Origin of the sequence: Micromonospora sp. LH3U1 (assembly GCF_028475105.1) — a bacterium.
Taxonomy (GTDB): Bacteria; Actinomycetota; Actinomycetes; order Mycobacteriales; family Micromonosporaceae; genus Micromonospora.
On the sequence record NZ_CP116936.1, the window covers coordinates 6,078,333 to 6,096,211 of the forward strand.

18 protein-coding genes are annotated in these 17,879 nt (G+C 71.3%); 10 read left to right on the plus strand and 8 right to left on the minus strand.

Annotation, left to right across the window (positions count from 1 at the left end; all coding sequences use genetic code 11):
• Positions 1 to 216: 216 nt before the first annotated feature.
• The 3 genes from PCA76_RS27845 to PCA76_RS27855 all read left to right on the plus strand — a co-directional run bounded on the left by PCA76_RS27845 (position 217) and on the right by PCA76_RS27855 (position 3,060).
• Positions 217 to 387, plus strand: coding sequence for a DUF5679 domain-containing protein (locus PCA76_RS27845; protein ID WP_167457767.1), 171 nt, complete (start codon positions 217 to 219; stop codon positions 385 to 387).
• 217 nt (positions 388 to 604) lie between these two features.
• On the plus strand, positions 605 to 1,717 hold the full coding sequence (locus PCA76_RS27850) for a TOMM precursor leader peptide-binding protein (protein ID WP_272613407.1): 1,113 nt from the start codon (positions 605 to 607) through the stop codon (positions 1,715 to 1,717).
• Positions 1,714 to 3,060 (plus strand): ABC1 kinase family protein, encoded by a 1,347-nt coding sequence (locus tag PCA76_RS27855; protein WP_272613408.1) that lies wholly within the window; start codon positions 1,714 to 1,716, stop codon positions 3,058 to 3,060. Before PCA76_RS27850 ends, PCA76_RS27855 begins: the two co-directional genes overlap by 4 nt.
• A gap of 293 nt (positions 3,061 to 3,353) precedes the next feature.
• Here the strand turns inward: PCA76_RS27855 and PCA76_RS27860 are convergent, their stop codons facing one another.
• From PCA76_RS27860 to PCA76_RS27870, 3 genes are all read right to left on the minus strand, one after another.
• A complete protein-coding gene (locus PCA76_RS27860) occupies positions 3,354 to 3,719 on the minus strand; it encodes a WhiB family transcriptional regulator (protein ID WP_272613409.1) in 366 nt (121 codons plus the stop codon).
• Between the two features lie 130 nt (positions 3,720 to 3,849).
• Positions 3,850 to 4,098, minus strand: a complete 249-nt coding sequence (locus PCA76_RS27865; RefSeq protein ID WP_272613410.1) for a hypothetical protein — start codon at positions 4,096 to 4,098, stop codon at positions 3,850 to 3,852.
• Between the two features lie 119 nt (positions 4,099 to 4,217).
• Positions 4,218 to 6,383, minus strand: a complete 2,166-nt coding sequence (locus PCA76_RS27870; protein WP_272613411.1) for an ATP-dependent DNA helicase UvrD2 — start codon at positions 6,381 to 6,383, stop codon at positions 4,218 to 4,220.
• Positions 6,384 to 6,475: 92 nt separating this feature from the next.
• On the opposite strand from PCA76_RS27870, the gene PCA76_RS27875 reads away from it, so the two are divergent.
• Positions 6,476 to 6,718 carry a mycoredoxin gene (locus tag PCA76_RS27875; RefSeq protein ID WP_272619683.1) on the plus strand — a complete coding sequence of 81 codons (243 nt, stop codon included), beginning with the start codon at positions 6,476 to 6,478 and terminating at the stop codon, positions 6,716 to 6,718.
• 66 nt (positions 6,719 to 6,784) lie between these two features.
• Here the strand turns inward: PCA76_RS27875 and PCA76_RS27880 are convergent, their stop codons facing one another.
• A complete protein-coding gene (locus PCA76_RS27880) occupies positions 6,785 to 8,080 on the minus strand; it encodes an MFS transporter (RefSeq protein WP_272613412.1) in 1,296 nt (431 codons plus the stop codon).
• Between the two features lie 216 nt (positions 8,081 to 8,296).
• Between PCA76_RS27880 and PCA76_RS27885 the strand changes: the two genes are divergently transcribed.
• The 3 genes from PCA76_RS27885 (at position 8,297) to PCA76_RS27895 (ending at position 10,079) form a co-directional block, all read left to right on the plus strand.
• Positions 8,297 to 9,277, plus strand: a complete 981-nt coding sequence (locus PCA76_RS27885; RefSeq protein ID WP_272613413.1) for a helix-turn-helix domain-containing protein — start codon at positions 8,297 to 8,299, stop codon at positions 9,275 to 9,277.
• A 74-nt stretch (positions 9,278 to 9,351) separates the two neighbouring features.
• Positions 9,352 to 9,591, plus strand: a complete 240-nt coding sequence (locus tag PCA76_RS27890; RefSeq protein ID WP_272613414.1) for a DUF397 domain-containing protein — start codon at positions 9,352 to 9,354, stop codon at positions 9,589 to 9,591.
• A 212-nt stretch (positions 9,592 to 9,803) separates the two neighbouring features.
• On the plus strand, positions 9,804 to 10,079 hold the full coding sequence (locus tag PCA76_RS27895; protein WP_272613415.1) for a hypothetical protein: 276 nt from the start codon (positions 9,804 to 9,806) through the stop codon (positions 10,077 to 10,079).
• 127 nt (positions 10,080 to 10,206) lie between these two features.
• Here PCA76_RS27895 and nudC read toward each other — a convergent pair whose 3' ends face one another.
• The 4 genes from nudC to PCA76_RS27915 are packed head-to-tail and all read right to left on the minus strand — an operon-like array spanning position 10,207 to position 14,989.
• Positions 10,207 to 11,166 (minus strand): NAD(+) diphosphatase, encoded by a 960-nt coding sequence (nudC, locus tag PCA76_RS27900; RefSeq protein WP_272613416.1) that lies wholly within the window; start codon positions 11,164 to 11,166, stop codon positions 10,207 to 10,209.
• A gap of 46 nt (positions 11,167 to 11,212) precedes the next feature.
• Entirely contained in the window at positions 11,213 to 12,556 is a 1,344-nt protein-coding gene (locus PCA76_RS27905; protein ID WP_272613417.1) for a M16 family metallopeptidase, read from the minus strand.
• Complete coding sequence (locus PCA76_RS27910) at positions 12,553 to 13,863, minus strand: M16 family metallopeptidase (protein WP_272613418.1); 1,311 nt, start codon at positions 13,861 to 13,863, stop codon at positions 12,553 to 12,555. The genes PCA76_RS27905 and PCA76_RS27910 overlap by 4 nt, the downstream gene beginning before the upstream one ends.
• Positions 13,864 to 13,873: 10 nt before the next feature.
• Positions 13,874 to 14,989, minus strand: coding sequence for an LLM class flavin-dependent oxidoreductase (locus PCA76_RS27915; RefSeq protein ID WP_272613419.1), 1,116 nt, complete (start codon positions 14,987 to 14,989; stop codon positions 13,874 to 13,876).
• A 173-nt stretch (positions 14,990 to 15,162) separates the two neighbouring features.
• Here PCA76_RS27915 and PCA76_RS27920 point away from each other — a divergent pair, with 173 nt between their 5' ends.
• From PCA76_RS27920 to PCA76_RS27930, 3 genes are read left to right on the plus strand one after another with little or no spacing between them, the layout of a single operon-like run.
• Positions 15,163 to 16,227, plus strand: coding sequence for an ABC transporter substrate-binding protein (locus PCA76_RS27920; RefSeq protein WP_272613420.1), 1,065 nt, complete (start codon positions 15,163 to 15,165; stop codon positions 16,225 to 16,227).
• A complete protein-coding gene (locus tag PCA76_RS27925; RefSeq protein ID WP_272613421.1) occupies positions 16,224 to 17,003 on the plus strand; it encodes an ABC transporter ATP-binding protein in 780 nt (259 codons plus the stop codon). The genes PCA76_RS27920 and PCA76_RS27925 overlap by 4 nt, the downstream gene beginning before the upstream one ends.
• Positions 16,993 to 17,877 carry an ABC transporter permease gene (locus tag PCA76_RS27930; protein WP_272613422.1) on the plus strand — a complete coding sequence of 295 codons (885 nt, stop codon included), beginning with the start codon at positions 16,993 to 16,995 and terminating at the stop codon, positions 17,875 to 17,877. The genes PCA76_RS27925 and PCA76_RS27930 overlap by 11 nt, the downstream gene beginning before the upstream one ends.
• The last annotated feature ends 2 nt before the right edge of the window (positions 17,878 to 17,879 follow it).

Genomic DNA, 17,879 nt, shown 5'->3' on the forward strand with positions numbered 1-17,879 from the left:
TATCCGACCTATTTCGCCGTGCACACTCTCGACGTCGACTTGCTCACAGTGTCGATGCACAGCTGACATGGAACTACCCAGACCTGGGTAGGGTCCGCGAACCAGCGGTCACGTAGGTGGCCGTGGAGTGAGACCCAGCGCCGGGGCCCCGTTTGGCCCGCCGCCGGGCACCCCGCCGGGTCGGCATCGACCGGCGGACGAGACGAGGAGGGCACCGTGGCCGACCAGGCCCAGACGACCTACAACGGTTACTGCGTGAAGTGCAAGGAGAAGCGGGACTTCGAAGGGCATGTCGAGGTCTCGAAGACCGGAATGAACATGGCCAAGGGCAAGTGTCCGGTATGCGGAACAACAGTGAACCGCATCCTGGGCAAGGCCAAGGTCTGACCCGTACGGGTGGCGGGGGCGGGATGGCCGGTGGCCATCCCGCCCCGTCGCCGTTTCGGGATGTCGGGGCGGACCGTCGACGGTTGTCGGGTGACCGACACCCGCACCGGCGGGCTGTGGAAAACCCGGCGAATCCTGTGGACAACCCTGGACAGGGGCTTGGCCGCCTGTGGACAACGATCGACCGAACGCGAGGTTGCGATCACGATTCGTGACCATGAGCCGCACCGTACTGCCCCGCCCCACGCTGCTACCCGGCCTCAACCGGCTCTGGCGGGATCGGCACACCCTCCAGCTCGGTGTCGGTCCCGGGCCCGCCGTGCTGCTGGAGTTGGCCAATCCGCGCGCAGCCCACCTGCTCGACCTGCTCGACGGCACCCGCAGCGAACGCGCCGTCCTGGCCCAGGCAGCCACCGCCCGGGTCGCTGCCGACGACGCGCGTACCCTGCTCGACGCCCTGCGTGCGGCCGGCCTGCTGGTGCCCGCGCACAGCCTGCTCCCCCGCGACCTGGCTGGCCCGGTCCGTGCCCGGCTCGCGGCGGAGGCCGGCGCGCTGGCCCTGGCCGCCGCTCGACTGCCCGGCACCCCCGCGCAGGTCCTGCGGCGGCGGCGGGCCGCCCGAGTCCTGCTCACCGGCGCCGGGCCGCTCGGCGGGCCGCTGACGGTGGCGTTGGCCCAGTCCGGCGTCGGGCAGGTCAACCCCCAGCTCACCGGCCCGGTGCGTTCCGTCGACCTGGTCGGCACGGGCATCCCCGCCACCGAGCTGGGCCACCCGCTGGCACCGGCGGTACGGGCCGCCGTCAAGCGCGTCGCGCCGGGCACCGGCACCCACCCGGGCCGGGTCGGACGGGTGGACCTGGTGATCCAACTCGGCACCGACCGACCGCCCGCGCTGCTCGCCGCCGGTTTCGCCCAGCGCCGGCAGCCGCATCTGCTGGTCACCCTGCGCGAGGGCGTACCGGTCATCGGGCCACTGGTCCGCCCGCCCGCCGGGCCCTGCCTGCACTGCGTCGAGCTGCACCGGGCCGACCGCGACCCGGACTGGCCGCGGCTCGCCGCCCAACTCGCCGCCGCCGACCCGGTGGCCGCCGGCGCGACCGGCACGCTGCTCGCGGCCACCGGGTACGCGCTGGCCGAGGCGCTGACGCAGCTCGACGGCGGTCAGCCGGAGACGCTGGGCGGAGCCATGGAGATCACCGGTGCGGGCCGTTTCCGTCGTCGGGGCTGGCCGCCACACCCGGTGTGTGGGTGTTCGCAGGGCAGAGTGTCCGCACCAGCCCGGGCGCAGAGCAGCAGCGGGGCCCTTCGGTCGGTAACAATGACCGTGTGACCGACATCCCGCGCCGCGCCGTGTCCCGCACCGCCAAGCTCGCCGCCCTGCCGCTCGGCTTCGCCGGCCGGACCGTTCTCGGCATGGGAAAGCGCGTCACCGGGCTCGCCTCCGACGTGATCTCCGCGGAGATCCAGCAGCGCACCGCCGAGCAACTGTTCAGCGTGCTGGGCCAGCTCAAGGGCGGGGCGATGAAGTTCGGCCAGGCGCTGTCGGTCTTCGAGGCGGCGTTGCCGGAGGAGATCGCCGCGCCCTACCGGCAGGCGCTCACGAAGCTCCAGGAGGCGGCGCCACCGCTGCCGGCCGCCAGCGTGCACAAGGTGCTGGCCGAGCAGCTCGGCCCTGACTGGCGGGACCGGTTCGTCGAGTTCAACGACACCCCGGCCGCCGCCGCCAGCATCGGCCAGGTGCACCGGGCACGGTGGCGGGAGCCGGGGTTCGACGAATCGGGCGCGCCGAACAGCCGCGACGTGGCTGTCAAGATCCAGTATCCGGGCGCCGGCGACGCGCTGCTCAGCGATCTCAAGCAGCTCTCCCGCCTCGGCGGGATGTTCCGGGCCATCCAGCCCGGTCTGGACGTCAAGCCGCTCCTGGTCGAGTTGCGCGAGCGGATCACCGAGGAACTGGACTACGAGCTGGAAGCCGAGTCGCAGCGCGCCTTCGCTGCCGCGTACGCCGGCGACCCGGAGATCTACATCCCGGGGGTGGTCAACGCGGCGCCCCGGGTGCTGGTCACCGAATGGGTGACGGGCACCCCGCTGGCCGACATCATCCGCGAGGGCAGCGAGGAGGATCGGGACGAGGCGGGCCGGTTGATGGCCACCCTCCACCTCTCCGCGCCACAGCGGGCTGGGCTGCTGCACGCCGACCCGCACCCGGGAAACTTCCGGCTGCTGCCCGACGGCCGACTCGGGGTGATCGACTTCGGTGCGGTGGCCCGGATGCCGGAGGGCACGCCGGAGCCGATCGGCCGCATCGCCGCCATGGCCCTGCGCGGCGACGCCGACGAGGTGGTGGCGGGACTGCGGTCAGAGGGGTTCATCGGCTCCGCCGAGGTGATCGACGCCGAGGGGGTGCTCGACTTCATCCGTCCGATGCTGGAGCCCATCGCGGCAGACGGGTTCCGGTTCACCCGGGCCTGGCTTCGTGCGGAGGCGGGCCGGCTGGCAAGCCCTCGCTCCCCCACGTACCAGCTGAGCAGGCAGCTCAACCTGCCACCGTCGTACCTGCTGATCCACCGGGTGACGCTCGGGTCGATCGGGGTGCTCTGCCAGTTGGAGGCGAAGGCGCCGTACCGCAGCATCCTGGAGCGTTGGCTGCCCGGCTTCGCCCCGGTCGCCTGACGACGCCAAGAAGGGCGGGTGCCGACCGGCACCCGCCCTTCCGCATGGGGTGGTACTAGAGAACGCCCAGTTCGCGAGCCGCCTGGTTGCGGCTGTTCATGGCGACGGTACGGGCGGAACGGGTTGCCTCAGTGCTCGTGGTGGTACGACCGGCCTGAGGCTGGCGCATTCGAGCCCGGGACAACGCTTGGTGAAGTAGTTGCATCTCGAAGGCTCGGGACGGGACGTTCAACATCGTCTTCTCACTCACTGCCGGTGTGTCACCGGCGTAGTTGGTACGGGTCGGGAACATGTCAGGCTGCCAGCCGGACCGCGCCACGCACCTCGGACAGCCCACTGGCCGCCAGGCGCGCCTCGGCCTCGACCCGAAGCTCGGCGTCACGAGCGACGTCTTCCTTACGCGGACGGCCACGGGGCCGCTTACGCGGGACAACCGCGCCACGCTCGAAGATCTCGCCGCCCCAGACGCCCCACGGCTCCGCTCGCTCCGCCGCCCCAGCCAGGCACTCGACGCGCAGCGGGCAGTCCCCGCAGAGCGACTTGGCCAGCTCGAGCTCGGCAGGCGAGTCGGAGAACCACAGGTCGGGGTCGAACTTCCGGCAGGGCAGGTTCGCCTCCATCTCGACGCTCACGTCGAGGGGGGCCAACGCCAGACTCATCTCCCGGTCACCTCTCTCTCACTTCGATCTCGTGGATCGCATTCCGACGTACTTACGGCGGGCAAAAAACTGAGGCCGCGGATCCCGGTAAACGGGTTCCGCGGCCTCGAGGTGAGCCGGTGTCTGATGGTCAGACCGGTCTACCTCGAGGTGGAACGCCGCGGACATCCATGCGCTTCTTGGCGACCTGAATGCCATTGCCCGTGAAGCCACTGGTCCCCTCGACTCCGGCGGGTGCGACGGTCAGGATCAGCTCGGCCTGAACCTGGTGCACCTGTGGAACCGACGGTCGTGCAGCCAAAAGGGCCACCCGGACAGTCGACAGCGGAGCGTGGACAGACGGCATCACCGCCAGACGCTCATAGGTGAAGATCTTCACGGTGCACCTCCCTCACGTTCCTCGAATCGACTGGACCAACCCCGTGAGCAGCCGGAATGGCGCCGCTCGCGTGGTGTGTTCTGAGGCTATTCCTCGCGCCGGGGCGAGGGCAAACGAATTTACGACGAGATTTCGAAAGTTTTCTCCGGGCAGACATCGTCCACCCCGGCGCCCCCCACCAGCGCCAGCACGGAATCCCCGTAGAGGCCCAGCTTGCGGGGGCCGATACCGGCGATGGCGATCAACTCCTCGGGCCGGCCCGGTCGCCGCTCGGCCAGCGCGATCAGCGTCGCATCGGTGAAGACCACGTACGCCGGGACCTTCTGCGCCCCGGCCACCCGCCGCCGCCACTCGCTCAGCCGTTCGTGCAGCTCCTCGTCGATGTCGGACGGGCAGGTGGGGCAGCGACCCAGCTTGCGGTCCGGGCCGGCGAGCAGGGTGGCGCCGCAGATCCGGCAGGACATGATCTGGGTTCGACGCCGTTCGGGGCGTTTGGCCGCCGGGCTGCCGCCGGTCGCCCGTTCGGCGCCGCCGGAACGATCCAGTTGGGGCAGGAACCGCGACGGACGCCGGGCCCGTCCGCCCGGTGAGCGTGCTGCGGCGTACGACAGCCAGAGCCACTGCCGCGCGCGGGTGATCCCGACGTAGAGCAGGCGGCGCTCCTCCTCGACCTGCTCGACGGTCTTGGCGTACGTGGTGGGCAGAGTGCCCTCGGCGAGACCGACCAGGAAGACCGCGTCCCACTCCAACCCCTTGGCCGAGTGCAGCGAGGCGAGGGTCACCCCGTCCACCGTCGGTACGTGCTGCTGGGCGGCCCGGCGGGCGAGTTCCTCGGTGAAGTCGGAGAGGGTGACGGGGCGTTCCACCGACGCGGCCTCGCCGATCGGCACCACCTCGGGGGTGGCCGCGTACTCCTCGGAGAGCTGGACCAGCGCGGACAGCGCCTCCCACCGCTCGCGGGCGGCGCCACCGGCCGGGGGCGCGTCCGGGGCCCAGCCCACCGCGGTGAGCGCCTCGACGACGGCGGTCGGCAGTGGCGTCTCGCCGGGGATCGATCGGGTGGCGGCGCGCAACGCGACCATCGCCTGGCGCACCTCGGTCCGCTCGAAGAACCGCTCCGCACCCTGCACGACGTACGGCACCGCGGCCTCGGTGAGCGCCTTCTCGTACGCCTCGGACTGCGCGTTGATCCGGAACAACACGGCGATCTCCTTCGCCGGCGTGCCCGCGTCGATCAGCGACCGGCAGCGCGCGGCCACCGCGTTCGCCTCGGCCGGCTCGTCGGTGAAGATCCGCAGGTCCGGCTCGGGGCCGGGTGGGCGCTGCCCGCTCAACTCCAGCCGCAGGCGCGCCTCGGTGCCCCGGGCCTGGGAGATCACCGCGTTGGCCAGCCCGACCACCTGCGGGGTGGAGCGGTAGTCGCGGACCAGCCGGACCACGGTGGCGTTCCGGTGCCGGCGGGGGAAGTCGACCAGGTACGCCGAGGTCGCCCCGGTGAACGAGTAGATCGTCTGGCTGGCGTCGCCGACCACGGTCAGGTCGTTGCGGCCACCCAGCCAGGCGTCCAGCAACCGCTGCTGGAGGGGGTTGACGTCCTGGTACTCGTCGACCACGAAGTGCCGGTACTGGCCACGGACCTGCTCGCCGACGTCCGAGTGCTCCTCGATGCCCCACACCGCGGCGCGCAGCATGTCCTCGAAGTCGATCACGCCGTTCGAGCGCTTGACCTGCTCGTACGCGGTGAACACCTCGGCCACCTTCGCCGGCTCGTGCGGTGTGTCGCGCAGCGCCCGGGCCGCCGACACCACGTACTCCGATGGCTCGACCAGCGACGACTTGGCCCATTCGATCTCACCGGCCAGGTCCCGCGCGGCGGCCCGGTCGGTGCGCAGGCCGACCCGGGCGGCGGCGAGGGTGACCAGCCGCACCTTGCTGTCCAGCAGTTCGGGCATGGCCCGGCCGGCCAGCAGCCGGGGCGCGAAGTATCGCACCTGGCGCAGCGCCGCCGCGTGGAACGTGCGGGCCTGCACACCGCCGACCCCGAGCACGGTGAGCCGACTCCGCATCTCGGCAGCCGCCCGGGCGGTGAAGGTGACCGCGAGGACGTGCCGGGGGGAGATCTCACCGGAGAGCGCCCGGTGGGCGATCCGGGAAGTGATCGCCCGGGTCTTGCCGGTGCCGGCGCCGGCCAGGATGCACACCGGGCCGGCGGGTGCGGTCACCGCGGAGCGTTGCTCCGGGTCCAGCCCGGCGAGCACCTTTTCCGACCCTGAGTGAACCACCACAACCAGGAATCATCTCAGCTCCCCCGAGCGTTGCAGCGAACAGCCTCGGCTTGATCCGCAAGCCGCGGCCGGAGGAGTTGGAGGATCCGACCATGCTGACGATGTATTCCACCCCCTGGTGCGGCTACTGCCACCGGCTGAAGTCGCAGCTCGACCGGGAGGGCATCGGTTACGAGGTGGTCGACATCGAGCAGGACCCGAAGGCCGCGGAGTTCGTGATGAGCGTCAACGGCGGCAACCAGACGGTGCCGACGCTGCACTTCGCCGACGGCAGCGCCCTGACGAATCCCTCGATCACCCAGGTCAAGCAGCACCTGGAGACCCTCAGCGCCTGACCGCCGGGGCACTGTCGACGAGCGGCCGTCCCACCCGGGGCGGCCGCTCGTCGTGTCCGGAATCGGTCACCGTGGCGGCGGTCGGTGGGTGCCGGTCGCCACGGTGCGGTCAGCGTCCTCGGCCGGTCGCCGGGGTGCCGGGAGCGTCGGGCGGGTCGGCGGCGTGGGCGGACGGGCGCCGGACGGCGCGCTCAGGTGCCGGCCTCGCCAGAGATAGCTGCCAGCGGCCAGGGTGGCCACCCCGACCAGCGCGAACAGCACCCGGTAGTCCAGGAAACCGACCAGCAGGGCGCCCGTCCCGATGGAGAACGCCTGCGGCCCGCTGACCACCGCCTGGGTGGCCGCGGCCACCCGGCCGACCAGCGCGGACGGGGTCCGACGCTGGATCAGCGTGTGCAGTCCCACCATCGTCAGCGGGAGCGAGACTCCGGCCAGCAGCACCGCCGCGAACCCGAGCCGGAGATCGGGATACGCGAGCGCGAGCGCGGCCGGGGCGAAGAAGGCGACCCCGGCGGCCATCGTGCCGACCTCCCCGAGCCGGCGGACCAGCGTCGGTGAGCAGAGCCCGCCGAGCAGCCCGCCGACTCCCTGCACGGTGACCAGCACCCCCACGAACGCGGCATCCCGGTTCAGCCCCTGGTCGACGTAGGCGAAGATGAGCGACTCGCTGAAGCCCATCACCAGCGACCCGAGCCCGTAGCCGAGCAGGGCCCGACGCAGCGCGGGCTCGCCAGCCAGGTGCCGCAGACCGGCGCCCAGCTCGGCTGGCCAGCGCAGCCGCACGGCCGGCGGCACCGGTTGCGGGGTGGGCAGCACGGTCACCACCGCCGCCGCGGTCAGAAATCCGACCATGCCGATCCCGGCCAACGCCCACCCGCCGAGCGCCGCGTAGAGCGCCGCGCCGGCCAGCGGGCCGATCAGCCGCATCCCCTGGCGTACGGTCTGCAGCAGGCCGTTCGCCTCGGCCAGCAGCTCGACCGGCACCAACTCCCGAATGAGCCCACTGAGCGCCGCGCCGAGCGTGATGGACGACAGTCCGTACAGGGCGGCCACCAGGTAGACGATCCAGACGTCGCCCGCGTCCCGGACGGTGAACAGCGGGGTGAGCAGGGCCGCGGTGACCACGTTCGCGGCCACGAAGAACGGCCGGCGCGGGTACCGGTCGACGAACCAGCCGACCAGCGGTGCCAGGGTCATCGGCGCGATGACGGCGAAGATCGTGGCACCGGCCAACCCGTTCGAGCCGGTCAGATCCTTGACCCAGATGGCGAGCGCCAGCAGCAGGATCGACTCGGCGGTCATGCTGGCCAACAGGCCGCCGAAGAGCAGGCGGAAGTCGGGTCGGCGCAGGACGGTGCGCATGGGGTCCCTCCGGCGGGATGGCCTGCCCAGGTGGGCGGGGTCGACGAGGCCGCGACCGTGGGTCCGTCATCGTCCGGCGTACCCGTGGTCCATTTTTCGCAAGACACGCCCCCGCCGGAACCTCCGACACCGGTCGCGCCGTCCATACTGACCGTGGGGGGCGAATTTCATACAGTTACCGTCGCGTGTGCGTCGGTCGACGGGAAAGAGGACACTGTGCCTCCTGCCGCACCCAGCCCGATCCTGCGTCGTCGCCGGTTGGGCGTCGAGCTGCGCCGCCTGCGTGAGGCCGCGGGCCTCACGGGCGACCAGGTAATCGAGCGTATCGGTTGGGCCTCCGCGTCCAAACTGTCCCGTTTGGAGAATGGCCGCAGCCGACCGGACCCGCAGGACGTCGGCGATCTGCTCGATCTCTACGGCGCCGACAAGACCGTGCACGACGAACTGCTCGGCATCACCAGCGAGGCCGGCGACATGCGCGGCTGGCTGAAGAACTTCCCGGTGATGACGCAGCAGCAGCGCAGCTGGGCCGAGTTGGAGGCGGGCTGTGCGGAGATCTCCGAGTACAACCCGGTGCTGGTTCCCGGCCTGTTGCAGACCCCCGGATACGCCCAGGTCCGGATCGTCTCGGCCCGGCAGGTGGGCGAGGGTGCGGGCGAGCCGGAGCCCGACGACGAGCCGGAGACCGAGGTGCAGGCGCGGCTGGCCCGCCAGTCGCTGTTGACCCGGGAGCCGCACGCGCCCCGCTACACCGCCGTGCTGGAGGAGGCGGCCCTCGGCCGCCGGGCCGGGCCACCCGAGGTGCTGCACGAGCAGTTGCTCCAACTCTGCGAGCTGGCCCTGCTGCCCAACGTGAGCCTGCACGTGCTGCTCCGGGACACCCAGGTCGGCAATTGGTACCTTCCGCCGACCGCGTTCTCGGTCTACCGGTTCGCCGATCCCCTCGATCCGGAGACATTGGCCATCGAAGGTGGCTTCACCGACGTCATGTCGACCGAGGCAATCGCGCTAAATCGCTATAAAGTGGTGTTCGAGTGGCTATGCACGGCGGCACTTAACGCTTCGGACACCCTCTCCTGGCTGATCGAGGCGACGGGACGGCTGACCGAGGCGACGCCCCCTTCCACAGTGGCGTTCGGGCCGGCAACGGCGCCGACCCAACGCCGCCGGGCCTCGGGGCGGCTGACGGAACGGTGATCCACGGGGGACCCTCCGTCGGGGCGTGCGGCACCACTCGTCCCATCGGATCAGTTCACATCAGGAGCAGAACCATGAACGACATCCGCAACACGCCGTCCGTCTCCGCCCACTCGTTGGCGGATGCCCCGTGGCGTACCAGCACGCGCAGCCAGACCTCGAACTGCGTCGAGGTCGCCCCACTCAGCACCGGCCCATCGGCGGTCGCCCTGCGCGACAGCAAGGACCGAGGCGGCCCGGTGCTGCTGTTCAACCGCACCGGGTGGCTCGGTTTCATCACCGGAGCAAAGAAGGGCCAGTTCGATCTGAACTGATCTGGTGACTCGCACGGGGCCGTCGGCGCGCTGCCGGCGGCCCTGTCGCGTTTGACGCCGCCGACCCCGCTGAGCAGCCATCCGCCGATCGGACGAGGCTTGAAACCGATAGGCGCGTTTCAGTTGCTGGGACGAACACGGGGCGTAACATGGCCTCGAGTACGTGGAACTTCCACACTGGCTCATCAGTCGCGGTTCATCCGGAGACCCTCATGCGGTTCCTGATCGTTCGCACCGACATCCGCGCCGTCGCCGACGGGGACATCGCCGCCGCCTGGGCGGACGGCCACCGACTTCGCGACGAGACGACCACGCCTGAGTCGCGACGGCAGATCGTGCACGCCGAGGACCGGGACGCCGCGCTGCTGCTGGCCCGCGCCCTGGCCACGGTCGGCGCGGTCCGCGCCGGCAAGCAACGGGTCAAGGTCCTGCCGCTGAGCGAGCCTCGACCCGCCTTCCGACACAGACCGGGCCGCATCGGCACCTGATTCCACAGGACGTCCGTCGTGGTCGGACCGGCTCCCCCGCCGCGTTTTTCGCACCCGCCGACCACGACGGCCCGTGTTCCCGGCTCGTGACCGCCGCGGCAACGGCGGCCACGGGCCGGGACCGTGCTCAGCGGTCGCCGTCCACCCAGCCGTCCAGCCAACGGTGAATGAGGAACAGCGCGATCGACGACGGTGGCGGCAGGATCAGCCGGGCACCGTCGCCCACGTCCACCGTCTGCCCGGCCAGCGCCGCCCCGATCTCCCGGCGGGAGAACCACCGGGCGTACGCGATCTCGGACGGGTCGACCTGCACCGGATCGCTCGGGTTCGCGGTGGCCAGGAAGCCCAACATCAGCGAACCGGGGAACGGCCACGCCTGGCTGCCCACGTACCCGATGCGCTCGACCTCGATGCCCACCTCCTCGCGGACCTCGCGCAGCACGGCTGCCTCCGCCGACTCGCCCGGCTCGACGTAGCCGGCCAGGCAGGAGTAGCGCCGTTCGCCCGGAGTGCCCGGCCAACTGACGTTGTTGCCGAGCAGGCAGCGCCCATCCGAGCCGTCGACGCCGTCGTGCACCAGCACGATCATCGCCGGGTCGGTACGCGGCCAGATCCGCCCACCGTTGCGGTCCACCCGGGACCAACCGGCCTCGTCCATCGCGGTCGGTGCCCCGGTACTCGTCGAGTAGCCGTGCCGGATGTGCCAGTTGACCAGCGCCAGGGCGGTGGTGAAGATGCCGGCCTCCCGATCGGCGAGCAGGTGGCCCACCTCGCGCAGGTTGACCGCCCGGGTCCCCGGTAACGCCGGCAGCGGCGCGTCGACCGCGAAGACCGGCACCCCGTCCGGCTCGACACCGAGAAACATCGCCATCGACTCGGACCCGGCGGGCACGTCCGCCGCGCCGAAGAGCACCAACACCGGAGGCGACGTGTCGGTGCGGGCCAACGTCCGACCCTCGTCGGTCGAGTCGAGCAACAGCACCCGGGCACGCAACCACGCCTCGGTCAACCACTGCGCGTCACCCCGCCGGTGTGCCGCCCGATCCAGCGTGGACCGGGCCAACGGTGGAGCCGTCTCCCCGCTCACGCCAGCGCTCCACTGCTGAGCCTCATGGCTCGCTCGCTGCGCTCGCTCACGACACGGGCTCGGTGCGGACCGTGGTCAGCGCGGCCAGCCCCGGGGTGACCCGCTCCGCGTCGCCGAGCACCACGATCGCCGCCCGTGCCGGTGCCAGGTAGCGGGCCGCCGCCTGCGCGACGTCGTCGATGCTCGCCTTCGCCAACCTCGCCGCGTACTCGGCGAGGAAGTCCAGCCGCAGCCCGTTGCCCGCGTACGCGCTGGTCAACGCCGCCAACCCGGCCTGGGTGGACATGCCGAGCTGAAGAGTGCCCAGGGCGTACTGACGGGCCTGCTCCAACTCCTCGGGCTTCGGTGGCAGCGACGCCAACCGACCCAGCTCGTACGTCGTCTCCAGCAATGCCGGCCCGGTGACCTCGGTGGCCACCTCGGCGGCGGCAACCAGCACCGACCCGGCGACGGAGTGCTCGATCCCCGAGTGCGGGCCGTAGGTGTAGCCCTTGTCCTCGCGGATGTTCTCCACCCAACGGGACGAGAAGTAGCCACCGAAGATCAGGTTGGCCAGTTGCAGCGGCGCGTGATCGGGGTCGGTGCGGGACACCGCCGGAAGCGCGATTCGCAGCGACGACTGCACCGAGCCGGGCCGGTCGACCAGCAGCAGCGGCCCCGGCTCCAGCGGCGGAGTCGCCGGTAGCTCGGCAGTGCGCCCGGCACCGGCCCAACCGCCGAGGGCCCGCTCGGCCGCGTCCAGGGCCTTCTCCGGCTGCACGTCACCGACCAGCACCAACTGCGCGCCGGCCGGGTGGACCCGCTCCGAGTGCAGGGTGCGCAGCGCCGCCGGCCGGACGGCGCGGATCTGGCCGGGCTCCGGGGTCTGCGTCGCGTACGGGTGCCGGCCGTAGATCCGCTTCAGCAGCGCCTCCCGGGCCAGGTGCGCCGGCTGACTCTGCGCCACCTGGATCCGGTCGACGAGTCGGTCCCGTTCGGTGGCCACCTCGTCGCTGGGGTAGCTGGCGCTGGTCAGCACCTCGGCCAGCAACTCCAGCATCCGGTCCAGGCCGGTGACCAGGCCCGCGCCGGAGAGCATCAGCCGGTCCGGGTCGACGCCCGCGGAGAGCCCGCCGCCCACCTTCTGCAACTCGGCGGCGATCTGCACGCTGGTCATCGACTCGGTGCCGGAGAGCATGGTCTGCGAGAGCATCGCACCGCGAGCCAGGTGCACCCGACCGAACGGGACCCAGAGCCGCATCTCGACCAGGGGCACGGCGGGCCGGCGTACGGCGATCACGGTCAGGCCGTTGCGCAGCGTCCGCTCGGCCTGCTTGGGCACCTTGAGCTTGCGGGTCGGTCCGAGCGGGGGCAGCGTACGCGGCCCGGCCGGAGTGGTGGTGGTCGTCATCGGGCACCTCCGGCAATGACCTCGATCGCGGCCCGGCGCTCCGGGCGCAGGGTGGCCGCGGCGGCCCGAACCTGCTCCTCGGTGACCTCGCCGACGAGCCGGGGCAACTCGTTGAGCAGGCCGGGTTCGCCGCGTTGCTGCTCCAGCACGGCCATTTGCAGCGCCCGGCCGAGCACCGCGTCGGTGTCCCGCAGCAGGTGGGTCGCCATCCGGGCCTGGGTGCGGGCCAGCTCGCCGTCGGTCAGCCCGTCAATGGCCAGCCGGTCCAGTTCCTCGTCGATGGTGCGCAGCACCTTGTCCACGTCGCCACCGGGTGGCAGGTGCGCCTGCAACAGCAGCGCGGTGGGGTCGCGTACGTCGAACGGGTCGCCCATGAAGCCGAGGTATCCGCCGAGGCTGCTCACCGTGCGGTCCCGCTGCACCAGGCGCTCGACCAGCCGCGACGCGTCGCCGTCGGTGAGCACCTCGGCCAACACCACGTACGGCAGGTAACCGGCGAAATCGGTGACCGGGTCGGGCACGCGCCAGGCGCCGGCCACCGCCGGCAGCGGTGCCAGAGCATCGGTGTACGAGGTACGACGCTCGGCGGTCAGGTCGGGCTCGGTGAAGTCGGGCCGCTTCGGAGCCGGCCGGGCGGGTACGTCCCCGAAGTGCCGGGTGACCAGCTCGGTCGCCTCGGCCACGTCGATGTCGCCGCTGACGGCGAGGACCGCGTTGCCACTGGCGTAGTAGCGGCGGAAGAAGTCCGCGGCGTCGGCGACGGTCGCCGACTCCAGATCGTCGAAGGAGCCGTAGCCGTCGTGGGCGTTCGGGAATGTGTCGAACATGACCGGCGGCAAGGTCAGCCAGGGAAAACCGCCGTACGGCCGGTTGAGGACGTTGACCCGGATCTCCTCCTTGACCACGTCGACCTGGTTACGCAGGTTCTCCTCGGTCAACCGGGGGCCGCGCATCCGGTCCGCCTCCAGGAACAGCGCGCGTTCCAGCGCGTTGCTCGGCAGCGTCTCGAAGTAGTCGGTGTAGTCCAGGTGGGTGGAGCCGTTGAAGGTGCCACCCGCGCCCTGCACGTGCCGGAAGTGGGCCAGCTTCTCCAGGTTTTCCGAGCCCTGGAACATCAGGTGCTCGAAGAGATGGGCGAAGCCGGTGCGCCCCTCCGGCTCGGAGCGGATCCCGACGTCGTAGACCACCGCCACCCCGATCACCGGGGCACTGCGATCGGGGGTGAGCACCACCCGCAGGCCGTTGTCGAGGGTGAACCGCTCGACCGGATACTTCGTCGCTGGAATTCTGGATCTCCGCGAAGCCACGGAACCGACCCTAGCGCGTCGACACCCCCACCACCCGCGACCTCAGCGGAGCCGCCGCGACCGGGGCGCTGACGAGGGGCAGCACCTCGGCACCAACCCGCTCGGCCTCCTCCCGGTGCGGCCAGCCGGAGAGGATGAACTCGTCGACGCCGAGGGCGGCGTACTCATCGATGCGGGCCGCGACCTCGGCGTAGCTGCCGACCAGCGCGGTGCCGGCGCCCTCGCGGACCAGGCCGACGCCGGCCCAGAGATTCGGTGCGACGGTGAGCCCGTCGGTCCGGCCGGCGTTCAGTGCCGCCATCCGGGACTGGCCCACCGAGTCCATCCGGCGGAACCTTGCCTGAGCGGCGGCGATCCGGTCCGGGCTCATCCCGGCCAGCAGGCGGTCGGCTTCCGCCCACGCCTCGGCGCCGGTGGGTCGGGCGATGACGTGCAACCGAAGGCCCGTACGCAGGGTGCGGTCGTGCTCGGCGGCGAGCGCCCGGATCCGGGTGACCCGGGCCGCGATCGCGGCTGGCGGCTCGCCCCACATCAGGTACACGTCGGCCTGCCGGGCGGCCACCGTCTCGGCGGTGGGGGACGCGCCGCCGAAGTAGACCGGCGGCGGGTCGGCGAGCGGGGTGGCCAGGCCGCCGCCGTCGACGCGGTAGTGCTTCCCCGCGTAGTCGAAGGGCCGTCCGGCCCAGGCGCGGCGGAGCACGTCGATGAACTCGCCGGTGCGCGCGTAGCGGTCGTCGTGCCCGAGGAAGTCGCCGTACGCCCGCTGCTCGGCCGGGTCGCCGCCAGTCACGATGTTGAGGGACAGCCGGCCACCGGAGATGGCCTGGAACGCCTCGGCCTGCTGGGCGATCAGGGTGGGCAGCGCGAAGCCGGCCCGGACCGCGACAAGCATGCCGAGCCGCTCGGTGTGCTGGGCGACCGCCGCGCAGACGATCCACGGGTCGGGGCAACCGGCGCCGACCGGCGTGAGCACGGCGGTGAAACCGTGCGTTTCGGCGGCCCGGCCGACCTCAGCCAGGTACGCCACGGTGGCGGCCCGGTCGTGCCGGGCGGCACCCGCGGTGACGGTGGCGGCACCGACCTGGTCGCCGTCGCCGGAGGTGGGCAGGAACCAGTGGAAGGTCATCGCGAAGTCGCCTCTCTGCCGATCACCGAGTGCCAGTTACCCTAGCAAGCTGGTAGGAAATACCGACATAACTGAGACGCACCATCCCGCCATGTGGATGAGCCTTGACGCTGACCGCAGCCTGGCCCACTCTTCCTACCAACTAAGTAGGAATACTGCGGATTGGATGGACGATGAGACGGCTCCCCCTGCGCCGGTTGGTCACCCTGGCCACCCTCGCCGTGGTCGGCGCGGCGACCCTGGGCAGCACCGCCGCGTGCGGCGACGACAGCGAGGGCGCGAGCGGCAGCTCCGGCCCGGTGACGCTGCGCCTCGGCTACTTCCCCAACATCACCCACGCGTCGGCGGTCGTCGGCGTGGAGAAGGGCATCTTCGCTGAGAAGCTCGGTGCCAACGTCAAGCTGGACCCGAAGACCTTCAACGCCGGCCCGGCCGCCATCGAGGCCGTTTTCTCCGGCGCGCTGGACGCCACCTACATCGGTCCGAACCCGACCGTGAACGCCTTCTCCAAGTCCAAGGGCGAGGCCGTCCGGGTCGTCTCCGGTGCGGCCTCCGGCGGCGTCGCGCTGGTGGTCAAGCCCGGCATCACGGGCGCACAGGACCTGAAGGGCAAGAAGATCGCCACCCCGCAGCTGGGCAACACCCAGGACGTGGCGATCCGTTACTGGCTCAAGCAGCAGGGCCTCACCACCACCAAGGAGGGTGGTGGCGACGTCAAGATCGTGCCGCAGGAGAACGCCCAGACGATCGAGACGTTCAACAGCGGCGGGATCGACGGCGCCTGGGTGCCCGAGCCGTTCGTCTCCCGCCTGGTCAACGCCGGCGGCAAGGTGCTGGTCGACGAGCGTGACCTGTGGCCGGACAAGAAGTTCGTCATCACCAACCTGTTGGTCAGCACGAAGTTCCTCAAGGCGCACCCGGACGTGGTGCAGAAGCTGGTCGACGGCCAGGTGGCCGCCAACGAGTTCGTCAACAGCAAGCCCGACGAGGCGCAGCAGGCCATCTCCGACGCGATCGGCAAGATCACCGGCAAGCCGCTGGACCTGAAGCTGATCAAGCAGGCGTGGCCGACCTTGGAATTCACCAACGACCCGATCTCCTCCTCCCTGAAGGCCGGGCTCGACCACGCCGTCGACGTGGGACTGACCGAGCCGGTGGACCTCAAGGGCCTGTACGACCTGACGTACCTCAACAACGCGCTCAAGGCGCAGGGGAAGCCCGAGGTCGTCCAGCCATGACGTCGACCACGACGGCGCCGGGGAGCGCGACCACCGCGGTCGCGCTCTCCGGCGTGACCAAGGTGTACGGGCGCGGGGCGAACGCCGTCCTGGCCCTGGACGGTGTGTCGCTGGACGTCGCGCCCGGCGAGTTCGTCTGCCTGGTCGGTGCGTCCGGCTGCGGCAAGAGCACTCTGCTCAACCTGGTGGCCGGGCTGGACCGGGTCAGCGGTGGGCAGATCACCCTGGCCCGCGACGCCAAACCGGGCCTGATGTTCCAGGAGCCGGCGCTCTTCCCGTGGCTGACCGTCGACGCCAATGTGGAGGTGCCACTAAAGCTGCGCCGGCTGCCCCGAGCCGAGCGACGTAAGCGGGTCGCCGAGCTGCTGCGTACGGTGCACCTGGCCGACTTCGGCCGTAAGCGCCCGCACGAGCTCTCCGGCGGGATGCGGCAGCGGGTCGCGCTGGCCCGCACCCTGGCCCTGGACACCCCGGTGCTGCTCATGGACGAGCCGTTCGGCGCGCTGGACGCGATGACCCGGGACATCCTGCACGACGAGCTGGAACGGATCTGGTCCGAGCGCAAGCTCTCGGTGCTCTTCGTGACGCACAACGTCCGCGAGGCCGCTCGGCTGGCCGACCGGATCATCCTGCTCTCCAGCCGGCCCGGTCGGATCATCTACTCCACCGAGGTGAACATCCCGCGCCCTCGTCGGATCGACTCCCCCGAGGTCGCCGCCATCGCCGCCGAAGTCACCGAGCGGCTCCGTACGGAGGTGGGCCGGCATGGCCAGTGACACCCTCACCAGTTCGGCGCGTACCGACGCAGAGATCACCGGCCTCGACGCGCTGGAGATCGCCGGCCGGGACAAGGAGGTCTCCCGGGGCGCCCGGATCTGGGCAGCCACCTGGCCCAAGCTGGCCGCGCTCGCCATCGCCATCGCCACCTGGCAGTTCGTGGTCTGGTCGGGCTGGAAGCCGCCGTACTCACTGCCGGCCCCGCTGGAGGTCGGCCGCGAGCTGGTGGCCCAGGCCCAGGGCCCGCAGCTCTGGGACGGCCTGCTCACCACGCTGCAGCGGGCCGCCCTCGGGTACGTTTTCTCGGTCGCCGTCGGCCTGCTGCTGGGCCTCGCGGTGGCCCGGTCCACGGTGCTGCGCGCCGCCATCGGCTCGATGATCACCGCGTTGCAGACCATGCCGTCGATCGCCTGGTTCCCGCTGGCCATCCTGCTCTTCGAGCTGAGCGAGAAGGCGATCTTCTTCGTGGTGGTGCTCGGCGCGGCGCCGTCCATCGCCAACGGGGTGATCTCCGGCGTGGACTACGTGCCGCCGCTGCTGCTGCGCGCCGGCCGCAACCTGGGCGCCCGAGGGCTCAACCTCTACCGGTACGTCATCGCGCCGGCCGCCCTGCCGGCGATCGTCGCCGGGCTCAAGCAGGGTTGGGCCTTCTCCTGGCGCAGCCTGATGGCCGGTGAGCTGCTCGTGAGCGGAATCTCGCAGACCTCGCTCGGCGCCCAGCTCACCTACTCCCGCGAGTTGTCCGACGCGCCCTGGCTGCTCTCCACCATGATCGTCATCCTGGTCGTCGGCCTGGTTGTGGACGCCGCGTTCGGCGCGGCGGACAAGGCGATCCGGCGTCGCTGGGGCGTGCTCGACCAGGCGGGCAACTGACC